This window comes from Bacillus sp. UNC322MFChir4.1 (assembly GCF_000746135.1).
Classification (GTDB): domain Bacteria; phylum Bacillota; class Bacilli; order Bacillales; family Bacillaceae_G; genus Bacillus_A.
Genome location: NZ_KN050813.1, coordinates 41,115 through 58,591 on the forward strand (window position 1 = coordinate 41,115; position 17,477 = coordinate 58,591).

Here is a 17,477-nt window from a genome sequence, read left to right on the forward strand (position 1 = left end):
TAATTTGTACCTACATAATCAAATTCAATCTATCTTTTAAAATCTCCCTTTCTACTTTTGATCCAGAAATTACAAGACATGTATCATTCCCACATATACATCCTATTTTTTCTTTCCAATCTAGTTCATCTAATAAGGCCCCAATAACATGAGCATTCCCAGGCAAAGTTTTAATAATAGTCATCTGTTCTATATAATCGATTTGTATAACAACTTCTTTTAACTTTTTCTTTAACTGTATATCTGCCCTCCTCTTCTCGTCTGTAAAAATCTTATATATAACTTGTCCTTTTGCCGAAGATCCCTTTACTACATTTAATTCATGAATATCTCGAGAAATCGTTGCTTGTGTAACAGATACCCCCCGTTCCTCTAACAACTCTACCAATTTTTCTTGTCTATCTATTTCATTCTCTCTCACCAATTGTTTAATTAGTTGTTGTCTTTTCTCTTTTTTCATGAAAGACACTCCCTCTAATATTATAGCTTTATTATATCTTGCTATAATTTCCATCTAAAAGGGATAGAGGTAAATGTTACGGAAACGTTCATATTTTTACTTTTCTATATAATGTATCAAAATTTGATACACTTCCAACAAAATAAAAAGGAAGAACAATCCTCATTCTTCCCTATACCATAAACTGCGCAATTGTCTTTTTTAATTCTACTGCGCGTTTCTCTAAATCTCTTGATAGCTGATCATATCATATTTTCAGATTGTTTCATCATTACACAAACAAATTCCTGTGTTCTTGCTGGGATTTCTTCAGAGATTGCTACTTCCATAATATTTTCTGTCGCTTCTTTCAAAGTAAGCTCCGTTGCTTACCCTCGTTTTGTTAGTTAATTATAAAGTTCATTAAGAACCAACTAATTATATGGATTGCTCCAAAGCTATACCAATCAAAGATAAAATACAGTTCAACTACCATGAAAGAAACCTAAAAAAAGAACCTTTTGCTAGGTTCTTTTTACTATTTTTATTCTAACCGGTTATATAACACCAGGTTCGGAGACTAAGATAGTCTTTATAGACTGAATATCTTTTCTTTCATTAGTAATTGGATCAATACCTATTAGATCTCCAATAGCGCTATTAAAATCTTCAAGTAGTACTTTATCTGTAATTAAACTTGATAATTCAGGTAAATCTATTGCACATGACAAAGCTTTTTCCATCATGTGATGAGCTTCCCCTGTCCCTATAATTGTAATGCCTTTTGATAAGAGTTCAAAAGGTTTGACTGTAAACTCATAAGTGTCATCAAACCCCATAGGTATCAGTCTCCCGCCCTTTTCAATCAGTGGATATGCCCATTCAAGTTGATTGCCTATCGCATCAAAAATTACATCAAATTTTCTTCCCTGGTTAATACGAAGAACCTCTTCTAAAGACAGGTCTTGAGGATGATACACATATTTAGTTATTTTTTTTGCTGCCTCTGCTCTAAAATGACCAATTTCTGTTGCGACTGTAATTCTAGCAAGCTTTCGCACAATTAATTGAACTAACAACCCTATTGGTCCTGATCCTAAGACTAAAACTGATTCATGGGGCTTTATGTTTGCTTTTTCTATAACACTAAGAACACAAGCAAGAGGTTCAATTAGAGTTGCTCTTTCCCATTCCATTGATTCAGGCAATTTATAAATAAATCTATCTTCTCCAACATAATATTCTCCAAATGTTCCATGAGAACCAATTCCCAATTGCCAATCATCAAATTCTTCGCAATAACATGTTAATCCTTTTCTACAAAAATAACATTTTCCGCAAAATTGAGTAGGATCAATTACTACGCGATCCCCTACCTTTACATTTTTTACGTTTTCTCCTACTTCAACTACTACACCAACTGATTCATGCCCCATAACCATGTTTGGTGCAGCATACATTTTTCCCTTTAATACATTTAGATCAGTTCCACATATTCCAGTCCCATATATTTTGACCTTTACGTCATTATTTTTTTGTATTTTTGGCTCTTCTACTTCCTTATATTCTAATTGTTTATTTTCAGTCCATACCAATGCCTTCATATTTTTTTTCGCTCCGTTTCCAATTAATTTGTTCCAATAGATTTTGGTGTAATTCTTTGGTAGAAGCCGCTATACATGACTGTTGATTACTATAACTAAGGTCTGTTAACAATGTTTCATCTAAAGATTTCCCATATGCATCAGTAATCATTACTCCTGCCTTTTTTGCTAAAAATACGCTTGCGGCTATATCATATGGAAATAAATGTAATACCTGACCATTTCCTACTCTTTGGAAATCATCTAATAATTCTGGGGAATCTTTAAGCAGTCTGTTTCCAATATCAACATATGCATCCATCTGTCCTGTAATAATCCTTGAAATAGAATATGACGCGCTATTAAATATAAATACTCCGCCATTGTTTGCAGATTCATCAATTAAATGACCATAGGATTCTATCATTAATTTAGTAGGATGACCGTTAAACTCAAAACTCCAAAACATATTTTTAATTTCTTTGTCTTGGCTTAAATTTGGTAATTGGCTATTATATCCTTCAAATTCTATCGAATTCGAAAAAATATCACCGTACATATAATTTCCTGTTTTAAGTTCCATTAAAAAAGCATATTCAATATCTTTAATTTTCGCATTATCTTTGTACTTCGCTAATGCAATTGATATACATGACATTTCCAAACCTGCTGCTGCAGGACGAGTACCATCAATTGGATCTATAATTAGGATGTATTCTGGATTCTCCCCAAAAGTTTTCAATCCACCATCCTCGGTATAAAATACAACAGGCTCTTTTTTTTCTAATATATAATCAAGAACTGCTTTTTCTGCTGCTTCGTCAATATTAAATTGGGCATCTCCACCCGGTGAGTACCCATTTACTATGCGGTTCTTTAAAGTTCCCTTTTGATTTTTTATTTGATTGTATACGTATTTCCCCAACTCAATAATGTAGTTTTTCATTTTATTTCCTCCAGTAGTCTATCTAATCTATAGCATAGTTCTTCTGCTTCACTCAAAGTAATAGTAAGAGGTGGACGAACTTTAAATACATTTCCATTGCCATATCTTGATGTTCTAATAATTATGCCGTGATCCATAGCACGTTTGGCAATATGATTAGTCAGCTCAACATCAGGTTCATTGTTATCTTTCACAATTTCAACCCCAATCATTAACCCGACTCCTCTTACATCTCCAATAAACTTAAATTTCTCTTTCATTCCCTCTAAACGCCCCATGATATAATTCCCCACCACAGTTACATTTTCTAAGAAACCAGGTCTTTGTAGAATTTCAATTGTAGTACATGCTGCTGCAGAGGCCATTACATTCGAACCATACGTAAATGAGTGATGATGTCCAGGCATACCTCCATACTTTTCCTCAGTAAGAATTGCCGCTACTTGGAATCCGGTTCCACCTAACCCTTTTGCTACAGTCATCATATTTGGCTGGACATCAAAGTAATCAGCAGCAAACATTTTACCTGTTCTGCCAAATCCAGTTTGTATCTCATCAAAAATTAATGCAATATCACGCTCTTCGCATAACTTTTTCAGTGCTTGAAAATAGCCTTTAGGAGGAACTATATTCCCGCCATTACCGGATATCGGTTCAACTATAATTGCAGCAACATTTCCTGTGCTGGCATATTCAATAAAATCGTTAATTCTTTCAACACATAACATGCCACAAGAATCTGATTTTTGATTATAAAAACAACGTAAGCAATAAGGGTCTGGAACTTGTAACCCAAATGAAAATTGAGGTGGAAACGGTTCTCTTCGAAAAGCATTACCTGAAAGTGCTGACATCATGTAAGTTTGTCCCAAATGACTTCGAAATAAAGATATAACGTCACGTTTACCAGTATTATATTGTGCCATTTTAATAGCACCCTCATTCGCTGCTGAACCACTGCTAACCTTTGGGTGTACCCTTGTTAGATTACTAGGAGCGATTTCAACAAGTTTTTGTGCTAATGTGTTTACAGCATCTGTCTGATACGAAGAAGTAACGTGTATAAGATTATCCATTTGATTTTTCACTACATCAATTACCTCTTTGTTGCTATAGCCCAAATTTAAGTTAAATGTAGCTGATGCACAGTCAAAATATTTACTCCCATCCTGATCATAAAGATAGATTCCTTCGCCTCTCTCCATAACAACATCATCAACTTTATAGTAAAGGCTATCAGGACTTGTTGGATTTTTAACTTTTCCATTCATCTTTACAACACTCCTATTATTTTATTAATGTCAAAATAATAATCATGAGCACACTCATTACGTTAGGGGGCCCTCCTAACGAACCAATAGTTGAGTATGATTGCATCTCATAAGTGCTACAACTTTAAAAATGTTATTAAATAACAAAATTATAATATACTGTAAATTATTCCATCACAAGTTAAAATAACGTAAACATATTGAGAAAGTTACAATCGATAAAATAATTAAAATATTTTGTTATTTTTTAGTATAATTAGAAATTGTTAAATAATTAACCGTATTAGTTTCACAATCTTATCAAAATATGCTTGTTACTAAGGAGGCGGTATAATTGAAAAATCGTTTGTTATGGATTAGCTTTTTTTCTTACATGATAATTGCATTTACTTTAGTTGTCATTGGTGCACTGCTACCTGAAATATTAACTCACTATAAACAAAACTATAGTAATGGCGGTGTACTTATTTTTAGTCAATTCATTGGTTTTCTGCTTGGGGTAATTAGCATGCCCTTTTTAGTTCAGAAACTAGGGAGGAAGCATGTTGTAGTCATTGGATTATTTCTAATTAGCCTTGAATTATTTATATTTTTTTTACCAGATTGGCATTTGCTCTTCCCTCTCGTTGCATTAGCAGGATATGGTGCTGGATTAGCCGAATCTTGTATCGGTACTATTATTTTAGTAACATTCCAAGAAAAACAAGCTATGGCAATGGGAAAACTAGAAGTTGCATTTGGACTGGGAGCACTATTCATGCCTCTTTTTTCTAGCTTTCTAATAAGTAACGGTATCTGGGAATATGCATTCTTCCTCTTAGGTATTTCTTCTTTTCTTGTTATGCTTGGTTGGAAACTCGCATCTTTTGGCACAATTAATGGGTATCTTATTAAAAATAAAAAGGATGCCTCCCCCATTAATCAGAAGATCAGTTCTTACACAAAAAAGACCGTTCCCATTATTATATTTTCAGCCATCTATTTCTTTTGTTATGGTGGGAGTGAGGTATCTATTGTTCATTTTTTACCTTCAATATTTAGAGAGGAATGGGGTATTTCAAATTCACTGGCCACCGTGACTGTAACAATTTATTGGCTAGCAATGGTAATAGGACGTGCATTAACGGGGAGCATTTCAGAAAAATTTACCTATAATTCTTTCTTACTATTTATAAATATTGGGGGCTTATTAGTTCTTATAGCCTTCGGATTAAATAACAATATTTGGATTGGCTTCTTTCTTTGCTTCTTACTAGGTTTATGTATGGCAGCAATGTTTGCTATTGCTTTAATTATTACCAATAAATATTTTCCAGGTCAGACAGAAAAAACAACTAGTATATTATTAGCTATGAACGGATTTGGCGGATCCGTAATCCCTGTTATGATTGGACACAGCATGGATACTTATCCTGTCCATATTTCTTTTTGGTTTTTTGCCAGCATCATGTTCATAATGCTAATGCTAATAATTGGTATACAATTATTAGGAACTAAGCAATTATCCTTTATTAAAGAATTAGACCAAAACCATAAAGGTTAAACATATAAAATTTGTTTATTAGTCTTAATTAAGTTTTATAATCTTAAATATGGCTTTAATAAATAAAAAGAAAATAAAAGTCCCTGCGAGTAAATTCTTAAGAGATATACGTGATTAGTATCGAAATAAAAGAATTACTCCCTTAATTATCATGCCCATCAACTTGAGAAAATCCCTTGCCCCCAAGTGTAAAAAAACGAACAATTTTTTTGGATTAGAAATTTAATTTTCCACTTATGGCATTTTTTGATTTCCTTCTTTTATAAGAAAATCAAAATAAGACTTTGAATTGAAAGGTGAAGATAATGAAGATTGAACATATAGCTATTTGGGTAAATGATTTAGAATTAATGCGCTCATTTTATACTAAATATTTTAAAGGTAAAGCTAATAATTTATATCGTAATGAAACAAAACAATTTGAATCTTATTTTATTACATTTGAAACGGGGGCACGTATAGAAATTATGCGAAAGAAAGGAGTAAAGAATAAACCGAAAAATGAAGTTACTGGATATGCTCATTTAGCCTTTTCTGCCGGAAACAAGAATAACGTAAATCAATTAACGGGAACATTAAGAGAAGCTGGCTATCCTATATTAAGTGAACCTCGTTTTACTGGCGATGGATACTATGAAAGTGTAGTAAGTGATCCAGAAGGAAATCAAATTGAAATAACAATCTAAGGTTCGCATCATGCTCATCAACTTAGAATTTCACAAAACATGAGATGAATTTTTATAAACAACTATGAAAACTAAAAAAGGTCCCTTTATAACGCGTCTAAGGGACCTTTTTTAGTTGTTGCACACCTTGGCTGCTGATAAGAGGCATTACGATAATTAATGAAATTGTTTTTTAATAACCGAAAGCCTTTTACGTATATAAACTTTAATTCATTACTTTATGTTGACTTGTGCTTTTGAGGCTTATGTCATCACCCTTTTTGAAAAGGTTGTTTTATTACGTTCTTAGCTTGAGAGGGCATCGTGATATATTCCCCTCGATTTAAGTTCTTATAATCTAGAATGTCACCTGGTTAACATTCTAGGGCTTCACATATGCTCTCTAAATTTGACAATTTAATCGCTTTTTCTTCTTCGTTTTAATTCCTCATTTTTCTTTTCATCCTCATCACATCTAAACTTTCTATATAAATACTATTAGTCGAGTTATTCTTCACTTCTACTTTCAAAAATAACAAATTTTCCTGTTTTCTATTTATATGCGACAACCGATAGCCTTTTGATTTTTTTACAAAAATAAAGGAATTTGACAATTTATGACTAATTAACAGAAATAAGTTATTTTTATACATCTATATTTCGTTGGAGGGGGATGCATGATACAAGTTCAAAATCTTACAAAATCCTTTGGGTCTTTACACGTATTAAAAAACGTCAATTTACACGTAGAAGAAAAGGAAGTTGTTGTCTTAATCGGTGCGAGTGGTTCAGGGAAAAGTACATTACTCCGCTGTTTAAACTTCCTGGAAGTGTATGATAATGGAGAAGTTTCGATACAGGGAGAACAAATTCATCTGAAACATACAAACTTAAACAAAGTCCGTGAAAATGTCGGTATGGTTTTTCAACATTTCAACTTATTTCCTCATATGACCTCATTAGAAAACATCATTGAAGCTCCTATTCACGTCAAAAAGTTAGATAAAATAAAAGCAACAAACATTGCCTACGAATTACTAGAAAAGGTTGGATTGAAAGATAAAGCGAATGTAACACCCGATCTTTTATCTGGTGGTCAAAAACAGCGAATTGCTATTGCAAGAGCACTCGCAATGAATCCAAAAATTATGTTATTCGATGAACCTACCTCAGCCCTCGATCCTGAACTCGTCGGAGAAGTACTACAAGTTATGAAAGACCTCGCCAAAGAAGGTATGACGATGATTATCGTCACGCATGAAATGGGATTTGCCCGTGAAGTAGCTGACCGCATTATTTTTATGGATGACGGACAAATCGTAGAGGATGCAGCCCCAGAACAATTTTTCACCGCTCCGGCAAATCCGCGTGCGAAGCAATTTTTACGAAACATTTTATAAAAAATGGAGGTGCTTTTATGAAGCGAAATATGTTTAAAATGATCGCGGCGATTACATTATGCGCTTCTTTATTATTAGGAGCCTGTAGTAAAGAAAGTAGTACTTCATCAACTGATGGAAAGAAAGAATTTCGCTACGCAATGAGCGGCTTGTATAAACCATTTAACTATAAAGAAAATAGTAAGCTTGTCGGTTTTGACGTCGAAATCGGTGAAGCTCTTGCTAAGAAAATGAACATGAAGGCTGTTCCTGTCACAAATCCTTGGGAAACATTAATCCAAGGATTGCAAGCAAAAAAATATGACGTGATTTTAGGAAGTATGGCCATCACAGAAGATCGTCTAAAAGCAGTTAACTTTACAAATCCGTATTATCGTTCCGGCGCCCAAATTTTCGTTACAAAAACGAACAAATCCATCTCCTCCGCTGAAGATTTAAAAGGAAAAAAAGTAGGTGTTGTGAAAGCAAGTACATTCAAAACACTTATTGCCAAACAAACAGACCAAATTACCGAATACGATAGTGATATTACCGCTCTTATGGACTTAGAACCAGGACGAATTGATGCTGTTGTAACAGATCAAATGGTAGGTCTTCGCATGATGAAAGAAGGAAAAGCAAATATAAAAGACGCTGGAAAACCATTATCCCTTGATGAAATGGCCATTGCTGTTCGGAAAGACGACAAAGAATTACTACAGAAATTAAATAAAGCACTGGATGAAATCATTCAAGACGGCACCTATGAAAAAATCAGTAAAAAGTGGTTTGGCCGTAACATTTTAGGTGAGAAAGAGAAATAGATCTTATAACTACTCAGTCACTCTATGAAAAAAAGGCAGAAAAGCATTTTTTTAAATGGTCTAGGAGGGCCTGGCTATGTATAGGAGCGGTCAGTGCCTTTTCCTGCCACGCGCAAAGCTTTAAAACAAAGAAAGACAGCGAGGTGTAGGTCCATTTTTATCTTCATGGCAGCAATTATAAGTAATAAAGGACGTATTTTCGCTGGAATCATATCCCTTACCAAACTTCTAAATGAAATGTATGGCTGAGTAGTTACTAGATTTTTTACAAATAGTGCCCCACATCTTTCAGTGGGGCATGGTTACCATAGTAAAAAAAACGATATAGAGGTGATAACGATGATTGATATTTTCATATCTACATATCCAACGTTCCTAAAAGCAGTTGTCATTACACTGCAACTAACCATAACGTCCTTATTACTTGGATGCTTAATTGGATTATTATTTGCCTTTTTTCGTATTTCCAATAGTAAAGTCTTAAATGGAATCGCCCATGTATACATTGCAATTATTCGCGGGATACCGCTAGTTGTACAAATTATGATCCTCTATTTTGGAATTACATCTATTATTGTATTATCGCCTTTTTGGGCAGGGGCAATTGCTCTTGCTGTCCATAACGGTGCTTATATTACAGAAATTTTTAGAGGCTCTATTCAATCCGTGGACCGCGGTCAACTTGAAGCAGCCCGCTCTTTAGGAATGGCATATCCATTAGCAATGCGGCGAATTATTTTGCCACAAGCGTTCCGTTTATCGCTTCCGCCGCTTGGCAATCAGTTTATTATTGGTTTAAAAGACTCCTCTCTCGTTGCTTATGTAGGAATGTCAGAACTATGGGGCACTGGGCTTTCTGAAGCTGCCGCAAACTTTCAGCAGCTCGACACATATATGATTGTCAGCGTCTATTACCTTTCGCTTGTCCTTCTCTTCACGTACTTTGTACATCTTCTTGAAAAAAAATTAGCACGAAAAAATACGAATTACACACAAGCCGGGAAACAAAAAGAGATTCCTATGTAAAAAGCACGAACTCTCTACGAGCTCGTGCTTTTATCATTCTATAAAAAACATGAAGGTTCTATATTATATATCGTTGCAATACAAAGCAAAACCTGACCGCTTCTAAACACGGCCAGGTGCTCTCGTCCTCCTAAAAAAGGGGGCTTTTATATCATACTTAAAACTTATATTTTAGCCGTTCTTCACAACTTTTGAATCTTCTATCTTTTCCTGGCGATATTCAATATTCGCAGGATCTAACCCATTCCCTAAAGAGCCATATACATGCGCCTTATGCGGGTCAACTAACTCACTACCTTGATAATACACACGCGGTGTATTCCAAAGCGCAGCTAATGCTTTCCCCATCGGCATTTCATGATAGCGCTCCGGCCACATTTCTTTAATTTTCTCTTTTACTAATGGATAGTATTTCGAGCTCATACCTGGGAACAAGTGATGTTCTGTATGATATGAAAAGTTAAAATGTAATACGTCTACCCAGCGCGGCACTGTTACCGATAAACAGTTTGCAAGCGGATCGTTTACAGGAACAATTGGATTCAAACGGTGATTTGTTGCGATATATCCCATTACAATAGCGTTTGCAATTAATAATGGAATAACATAAGCAAAAAACCATTTTGCAGGACCCATAATAAACAATAAACTAATCCACACTGTCCATGGTAAAAGAAGCTGAAGCCATACAGATTTTTGAGTTGATGGCTTAAATTCCTTGATAAAAAGGAAAAACATACGAGACGAATGCACTGTAAATTGAAGTGTTAACGACAAAAAGCTAAAGAAGGAACGAACATGTAACGGAAGGCGATATACCCATCGTAAAAATTTGCTTTTCTTAAACTTATCCATCGTTGGCCACGCATCTGGATCATGCTCTTCATGTTGTGTATGTACATGGTGAGTCAAATTATGCCACTTTCTCCACAATTTCGGTCCAGTTGATAATGGCATAAACGCGATTGCCCCAAGAAAATCTCGTAACCAAGCTTTTCTTACTACTGTACCGTGCAAAATTTCATGTCCAAGAAATCCCATAGAAGCAAAACACAACCCTAAAACGATTGCAATTCCAAGATTAGCCCACGCATTCAAATTAAATAAGCCAATTGCCAAAAAACCTGCTACCGTAATCAATAAGTAGGCTAGTCCGCCAAACAAACGAGCCGGAACTGGTTTAAATGCCTTTTTTGGCAAATGCGGTGATACACGTGCTGCATACCAGCCAAACGTATGAAGATCCTTCATTCTTTTGCCCCCTTCTCTTGCCGCGCTTACGCACTTTGCATATAACGATTGGTGTTTCCAGATTGATAATACTATTATTATAAATTTTCTCTCTCACAGAAAATTATGCTCACTCACTCTTACAATTATTATTCATTGAAAAACATTTCTCTTTTTACCCTTTATCAACCTTTCCACAAGTTGAATCATATCAGTACGCTTTCTATATTGTCAATAGATTTTATTACTAGGTCATAAAAGTTGGTTATACTTTCATAATTACTTCCTATGCTACTAAAGAAAAAACGCTTATTTATCACCTTTTATACTTCCCATCATTCCAGCATCTTCACTTCGCTTACTATTCCATTCTGTGAAAAATACTATACTCTATCTTATTTATCTGCCATGATGTCAGCCAAACCCAAATGAAATCCCTATCTAAAAACCCCATTAATAAACTATTTTAAAATAATTTATTTTTAGCACATGAAATTCTCGTTATTGGAAAAATTAAGTAATATAAACTTATTAGAATACGAGGTGCATTTTCTTGGAATATAACCAACTCCCAAAATTTCCAGAACCATATTGGCGTGATTCTATTCACTTGCCTACCTTCCCAAAACTAACAGAGAGCATAAAAACTGAAGTTGCCATTGTCGGAGCAGGCATCACCGGCATCACAACAGCCTACCTGCTCGCAAAAGAAGGAATCAAAGTTGCTTTAATTGATGCAGGCAACATTTTAAACGGAACTACCGGACATACAACCGCAAAGATTACAACGCAGCATGATCTTATTTACAATGAACTCATTGATCACTTTGGAGAAGAAAAAGCAAAATTGTATTACGAGGCAAACAATGAAGCACTGCAATTTATAAAAGATACCATTCAGCAGCACAATATCCAATGTGATTTCACGGAAGAAGATGCTTATCTATATACAAACGAAACCGATAATCTACACAAATTAACAACAGAATTAGAGGCATACAAAAAGCTTGATATTCCTGGCGAATACGTAGAAAGTATCCCACTTCCCATTCCTATAAAGGCGGCACTTGTTATAAAGAATCAAGCTCAGTTCCACCCGCTTCGCTACTTAGCAGCGCTTGTCGAACAGTTCATTGAACATGGCGGCGTTATATATGAAAATACAAATGCAATTGATGTAGAAAAAGGATCTTATCAGCAAGTGATTACAAAAGCTGGACATCGAATCACTTGTAGTTACATTATTTCTTGCTCTCACTTTCCTTTTTATGATGCAAACAGCTTCTTCTTCGCTAGAATGTACGCAGAACGCTCGTATGTCCTTGGCGTAAAAACAAAGCAAGAGTATCCAGGAGGAATGTATATAAGCGTCGATAACCCAAAACGATCCCTCCGCTACACCACAATGAATGGCGAAAAACTCGTGTTAATTGGTGGTGAAAGTCATAAAACGGGACAAGGCATTAACATGATGAACCATTACGAAGCGCTGCAAACATTCGGCGAAGAAACCTTTGGTATAGAGGCAATTCCATACAGATGGGCAACACAAGACTTAATTACACTCGATAAAGTTCCTTATGTCGGGCACATTAATGAAAGTAACCCTAATATTTTTGTAGCAACCGGCTACCGCAAATGGGGTATGACAAATGGAGTCGCAGCAGCTTTATTGCTAAAAGCATCCATTATGAAAATCGATAGTCCCTATAAAGAACTTTACGCACCATCACGATTCCATACGAATCCAGATTTAAAAACGTTTGTTACACAAAACCTCGACGTAGCAAAACATTTAATTGAAGGAAAACTGGAATTTGCTCTTCGCAAACCAGAAGATCTCGTAAACGGAGAAGGTTCTGTTGTAAATGTAAACGGAAAACGTGCCGGCGCATATAAAGATGACGACGGCAAACTTCACATTGTCGATACAACTTGTACACACTTAGGTTGCGAAGTGGAGTGGAATAGCGGTGACTGCACATGGGATTGTCCTTGTCACGGTTCACGTTTTTCAATTGAAGGAGAGGTAATTGAAGGGCCAGCAGATGAAGCATTAAAAAGAATTGAGGATATATAATATAAAAGGCATAAAAACCCCCTTCCTTTTTGAGGAGGACAAGAGCATCTAGCCGTGCATAGAAGCGGTCAAGTCCTCTTTCTGCCACATGCGAGGTTTTAAACAAAAGGAACAAGCAAGTGGCGGCACGGTTTTTCTTCTTAACAGCAATTTGTATGTCGAAAATCTAAGAATGAACTAAAGAACATTTCTCTTATAAAAAAGAGCACGAATTATCCGTGCTCTTTCCAACTTTCATGTAACATATCTTGAAACAGTACATTTAACTTTTCAATATCTATAACTGATTTCTTTTCTAGACTTTTTACATACTCTTCATAATAGGTAATCTGTTCTTCTAAAAATTCATTTAGTAACGTAATTCTCGGGCCTACATCCAGCTCGATACCCGCTTTTTTCTTCTTAAGCAGTTCCTCGATTTCTTGTAACAGTGCGGCATCTAATGTTAATTCATTCACCAATCTTTCAAATTCAACAGGTGGCAGTATCCCTTTCTTTTCTAACCATTTGCACGCCAGTATCGGACGTAATACATAAAAATATTTCTTCAACTTTACTTCTTCACCTTGCAAAAATGCGCGATAGTTTTTAGATGCCATATGTAAATAATGATATACCGTTGCTTTTGGATCAAACTGACTACTCATTTCCTGCAAATGCTCCGAAAGATCTGATGCCTTCATGTATACAATTGGTGAATTGATCCACTCTAACAAAGCCGGATTCGATTTAGAAAATAGCTGCAGTGCTTTGCGGAGTTCCCAACCGCTTATATCAAGGGCGTCGTTAATTGGATACTCAATAACGTCCCGCCTCTGCTCAATTGATAAATACCATTCCAATCGATGTACGTACACAAAGCGCACATCATAATCGCTATCTTTTGATGGAAATCCCCACGCACGGCTCCCTGATTCAACTGCAAACAAGATTTTTACATCATTCTCTTTCTCAATTCTTTTTAATTCTAACTGGATTGTTTCTCTCATATGTATCACTCTCATTTTCTGATCATTTCCCTGGAAATTCGACAAATATAATAAGATTCCTTTGTCTTATTTAAAAACGTATACAACTCCATTATCGACAACTTTAGAAGAAAGTACGATTTTAAAAAGAGGCTAACTAAAAAGTCCACTTTTCGGTATGATTCAACTCAGCAAATCGACCACCTGTATGTCGAATATCATCGAGGTGTCTTTATATTGTGTCGAATCGCCGATATATTGTGAAAAGCGTCGATATATTCTAAAAAGTGGTCGATATATTGTGAAAAGCGCCGATATATTCCAAAGAACGGTCGATAACGGAAAAAAGCACTAATCCAAAAGGCACTTATGTGCCTTTTGGATTAACTTTGCTGCTCAGCAACAAGTTCTGCAATCCGCTCAAACTCAGCTTGAATCTCCTCTTTGCATGCATCCACTTTTTCAAAATCCATCGCCGCAATATAAATTTTCTCTAGCTTATCACGCACAGATTTTGCCTTTGCTAAATAGGACATCGCTTCATTCATTTTCTCTCTGTAGCGTCTCGATACATCTTGAATTTCTACTGCATATTTCTCATCTGTTCCCGGCTCAATAATAAGCTCATACATATCAATGATTTCATCACTTTCACGAGTTGGAAAATATTCATGCGGTGCTGTACTATCAAAAATGGCAAACCCAAGTTCTCTAACAATAACCATATCAAGACTATTTGGATCAAAGCCGCAATGATAAATCTCAACATCAAAACCTTTCTCTTCAGCTGCCGCCGCTAATTTCTTTAACATTGTCGATTTCCCAGAACCAGGTCTTCCTTTTATAAAATAACGCTTCGGTACATCCTCTGTTAAATTCGGAACAAAATCAACTGCTCCTTTCGGCGTTGCTGCTCCTAAAAAACGATGCTTCACATTCGCTTTTTTCGTACACGTTTTATCAGTGAAAAGTTGCTGCACAAGTTGTTTTGTTAATTCATTTGCTTTTTCAAAATCAATGTGATCGATATAAAACTTCTCCCATTCGTCATGAACCTCTAGCGCCGTCTTAAAACACGCATAAGCTGACTGAAACGCCTTAGTCGCTTCTGATGTATAGTTTACAATCTCACCTTTATGTTTCCTAAGCTCAGCAGAGTCCCAAGCACTACCTAAGTTTACATACTCTTCAACAACACCTGGCATTGTCGGTTCAATCACATGTGGTGCTGTTCCATCAACAATCCCTACTTTTAACGACGGAATAATTACACCATCAATTGAATGATTGTCAGATGAACAATGTAAAAAATCAATATCGTACCCTTTCTGTACCCACTCACGGCCAATCACCTTCATCAGTGAAGATTTTCCCGTTCCAGGCCCACCTTTTAGAATAAACAATCGGTCTAATCCCGTTACATTCTCTTCATACAAACTGTAAAATCCCCTTGCTGTATTACCGCCGGCATAATAGTTTTTTATGTTTCCTGTCACTGCCTTTCACTCCCTTGTAAGCAGTTTCACTACATAAGTTACGATATGCAAGTAAGAAGCAATAGGTGAATACCCACAAAACCTCTTTCTTTTTAGATGGGCGAGAGCACCTAGCCATGCATAGATGCGGTTAGGGCCTTCTGCCACGGGCAACGTTAAAACATAAAGACAAAGCAAACGAGAATCATGTTTTATTCTGCATAGCAGAGCCCTAGATGTTGAAAGAGTAAAACGGATATATTTATGTGAATATCAATTATAAAACAACAAAAAAACTCTATTTTGATTAATCTTTTCCAAAATAGAGTTTTTCCACGTATATTTAATTCACTTCTCCTATCGGCAGCTTAATATTGATCTTTGTCCCGATACCAAGTTTGCTTTCAAATTCCATTTCACCTTGATGTTCTTCAAGAATTTTTTGTGTAACCATTAAACCTAAACCCGTTCCATTTTCCTTTGTCGTATAAAAAGCTTCACCTATTTTATCTACTTTCTCTTGGTCCATCCCGCACCCTTCATCAATCACACTCACTACAATTTGATCACTATGAACTACATTCGCTTCCACACTAATATTACCGCCGCTAGGCATAGCCTCGATCGCGTTTTTAATAATGTTAAGAAATACTTGTTTCATCTGTTTCTCATCACACTGTATAGAAGGTAATTCTTTAGCAAAAAATGCCAATATGGTAATCCCATGTTGAGAAGCTGATTGTTCTACAATCGAAATCACATAATATAAAATATCTTTTATATTATGTAATGCGTAGTGTCTTTGTTTCGGTTTTCCAAGAACCATTAATTCACTAACAATCGCATTTATACGTTCGATCTCCTGCACCATGATGTTATAGCACTTTGCATCTTCAGGGTGTTTTTCTCTCTGCAACTGCGTAAAGCCTTTTAATGATGTTAACGGATTGCGTATTTCATGTGCAATCGTAGCTGACATTTTTCCGATGACTGCTAATTTTTCAACTTGTTGCGCTTCTTCAAACATGTTTTTAATTGTACGTACGTACGATTGAAAACGTGTTAACAGAATAAACGCAATCATCGCAAAACTTACACATAGCACAATAGGTACAATTACAATCGGTGTATGTAACACGATTCCTAACAAAGCATACTTTCCAACTACCCCAAATGACACGATCCAAAAATAACGTTTATTCACAAAAATAGGGGAAAATAACATTAAAAACAGTTCTACTGCATTACCATTATCAAATGGTTCTGTAGTACCATAATAAATCATTACATTATTAATCAAATCAATAAAAATAAATCCTATAAAGATAATATATTTTACAATATATATATTTTTCTTTTTTATAAAATAGATAGCGATTAACAACAATAAAAACATAAAAGCATACATCCAGACTCCTAAACTACCTTCTGGAAAACCTATATCGCTACTTCTCGTATGCACCTTAGGATAAACATAATAATATATGATATCACTCAAGAAGAAGATTGCATAAAATAAACTTAAATAAAGCTTTAATGCTTTAACTTCCTCTTGTATAAGTATATGAGCTTTGTCCATGTTAAACCCCCTTTATCGACAACAACAATTTTATAAATAGCTATTAAAACTATACCCCACCATTTTTATTATAGCGATATACATATAACCTACAATCCTATCTTTAAAAAATAACAACCAATTTCCCCCTGCATCACTTAATCTATGACCTCATAAAAATAGAAGAGAATTTAAAACACATTTCAATATGCAATATTACATACCAAAATGTATTGATAATAATGTAAGCGCTTACTATAATAAGGGTATAAAGATGAAACACATCTTAACAACAAAAAGAGGAGGAAATCACATGGCAATCGCAATGGCAGTTTTAAAATTTCTAGGCGGACTACTTCCATTCGTACAAGAGCTTCTTAAAGCAGTAATGTAAGTTCGTTCATACAATAAAATCTTTATAACAAAATAAATTGATATATACACTAGAGGAGGAAATCACATGGCAATCGCAATGGCAGTTTTAAAATTT

14 protein-coding genes are annotated in these 17,477 nt (G+C 35.2%); 6 read left to right on the forward strand and 8 right to left on the reverse strand.

The window, feature by feature from the left end:
• Positions 1-10: 10 nt before the first annotated feature.
• The 4 genes from argR to BR72_RS23275 all read right to left on the reverse strand — a co-directional run bounded on the left by argR (position 11) and on the right by BR72_RS23275 (position 4,239).
• Positions 11-460: an arginine repressor gene (gene argR, locus BR72_RS23260; protein ID WP_035437677.1), complete on the reverse strand. Its 450-nt coding sequence runs from the start codon at positions 458-460 to the stop codon at positions 11-13.
• A gap of 536 nt (positions 461-996) precedes the next feature.
• Positions 997-2,043 carry a zinc-dependent alcohol dehydrogenase gene (locus BR72_RS23265; protein ID WP_035437679.1) on the reverse strand — a complete coding sequence of 349 codons (1,047 nt, stop codon included), beginning with the start codon at positions 2,041-2,043 and terminating at the stop codon, positions 997-999.
• Positions 2,021-2,968: an inositol monophosphatase family protein gene (locus tag BR72_RS23270; RefSeq protein WP_035437681.1), complete on the reverse strand. Its 948-nt coding sequence runs from the start codon at positions 2,966-2,968 to the stop codon at positions 2,021-2,023. Before BR72_RS23270 ends, BR72_RS23265 begins: the two co-directional genes overlap by 23 nt.
• On the reverse strand, positions 2,965-4,239 hold the full coding sequence (locus BR72_RS23275) for an aspartate aminotransferase family protein (protein WP_035437684.1): 1,275 nt from the start codon (positions 4,237-4,239) through the stop codon (positions 2,965-2,967). The genes BR72_RS23270 and BR72_RS23275 overlap by 4 nt, the downstream gene beginning before the upstream one ends.
• Positions 4,240-4,612: 373 nt before the next feature.
• Between BR72_RS23275 and BR72_RS23280 the strand changes: the two genes are divergently transcribed.
• The 5 genes from BR72_RS23280 to BR72_RS23300 all read left to right on the forward strand — a co-directional run bounded on the left by BR72_RS23280 (position 4,613) and on the right by BR72_RS23300 (position 9,676).
• Entirely contained in the window at positions 4,613-5,782 is a 1,170-nt protein-coding gene (locus BR72_RS23280; RefSeq protein WP_081904987.1) for an MFS transporter, read from the forward strand.
• 305 nt (positions 5,783-6,087) lie between these two features.
• Positions 6,088-6,468, forward strand: coding sequence for a VOC family protein (locus BR72_RS23285; RefSeq protein ID WP_035437686.1), 381 nt, complete (start codon positions 6,088-6,090; stop codon positions 6,466-6,468).
• 656 nt (positions 6,469-7,124) lie between these two features.
• Positions 7,125-7,847: an amino acid ABC transporter ATP-binding protein gene (locus BR72_RS23290; RefSeq protein WP_035437687.1), complete on the forward strand. Its 723-nt coding sequence runs from the start codon at positions 7,125-7,127 to the stop codon at positions 7,845-7,847.
• A gap of 17 nt (positions 7,848-7,864) precedes the next feature.
• On the forward strand, positions 7,865-8,650 hold the full coding sequence (locus tag BR72_RS23295; protein ID WP_035437688.1) for an ABC transporter substrate-binding protein: 786 nt from the start codon (positions 7,865-7,867) through the stop codon (positions 8,648-8,650).
• Positions 8,651-8,989: 339 nt separating this feature from the next.
• Complete coding sequence (locus BR72_RS23300) at positions 8,990-9,676, forward strand: amino acid ABC transporter permease (RefSeq protein WP_035437689.1); 687 nt, start codon at positions 8,990-8,992, stop codon at positions 9,674-9,676.
• Positions 9,677-9,847: 171 nt separating this feature from the next.
• Here BR72_RS23300 and BR72_RS23305 read toward each other — a convergent pair whose 3' ends face one another.
• Complete coding sequence (locus BR72_RS23305; protein WP_035437690.1) at positions 9,848-10,927, reverse strand: Delta(10) desaturase DesB; 1,080 nt, start codon at positions 10,925-10,927, stop codon at positions 9,848-9,850.
• A gap of 532 nt (positions 10,928-11,459) precedes the next feature.
• On the opposite strand from BR72_RS23305, the gene BR72_RS23310 reads away from it, so the two are divergent.
• Positions 11,460-12,986, forward strand: coding sequence for an FAD-dependent oxidoreductase (locus BR72_RS23310; protein WP_035437691.1), 1,527 nt, complete (start codon positions 11,460-11,462; stop codon positions 12,984-12,986).
• 212 nt (positions 12,987-13,198) lie between these two features.
• On the opposite strand, the gene BR72_RS23315 is transcribed toward BR72_RS23310, so the two are convergent.
• The 3 genes from BR72_RS23315 to BR72_RS23325 all read right to left on the reverse strand — a co-directional run bounded on the left by BR72_RS23315 (position 13,199) and on the right by BR72_RS23325 (position 17,008).
• Entirely contained in the window at positions 13,199-13,975 is a 777-nt protein-coding gene (locus BR72_RS23315; RefSeq protein ID WP_035437692.1) for a nucleotidyltransferase domain-containing protein, read from the reverse strand.
• 362 nt (positions 13,976-14,337) lie between these two features.
• Positions 14,338-15,450 carry a PRK06851 family protein gene (locus BR72_RS23320; protein ID WP_035437693.1) on the reverse strand — a complete coding sequence of 371 codons (1,113 nt, stop codon included), beginning with the start codon at positions 15,448-15,450 and terminating at the stop codon, positions 14,338-14,340.
• Between the two features lie 322 nt (positions 15,451-15,772).
• Positions 15,773-17,008, reverse strand: a complete 1,236-nt coding sequence (locus tag BR72_RS23325) for an ATP-binding protein (RefSeq protein WP_035437694.1) — start codon at positions 17,006-17,008, stop codon at positions 15,773-15,775.
• Positions 17,009-17,477 lie beyond the last annotated feature (469 nt).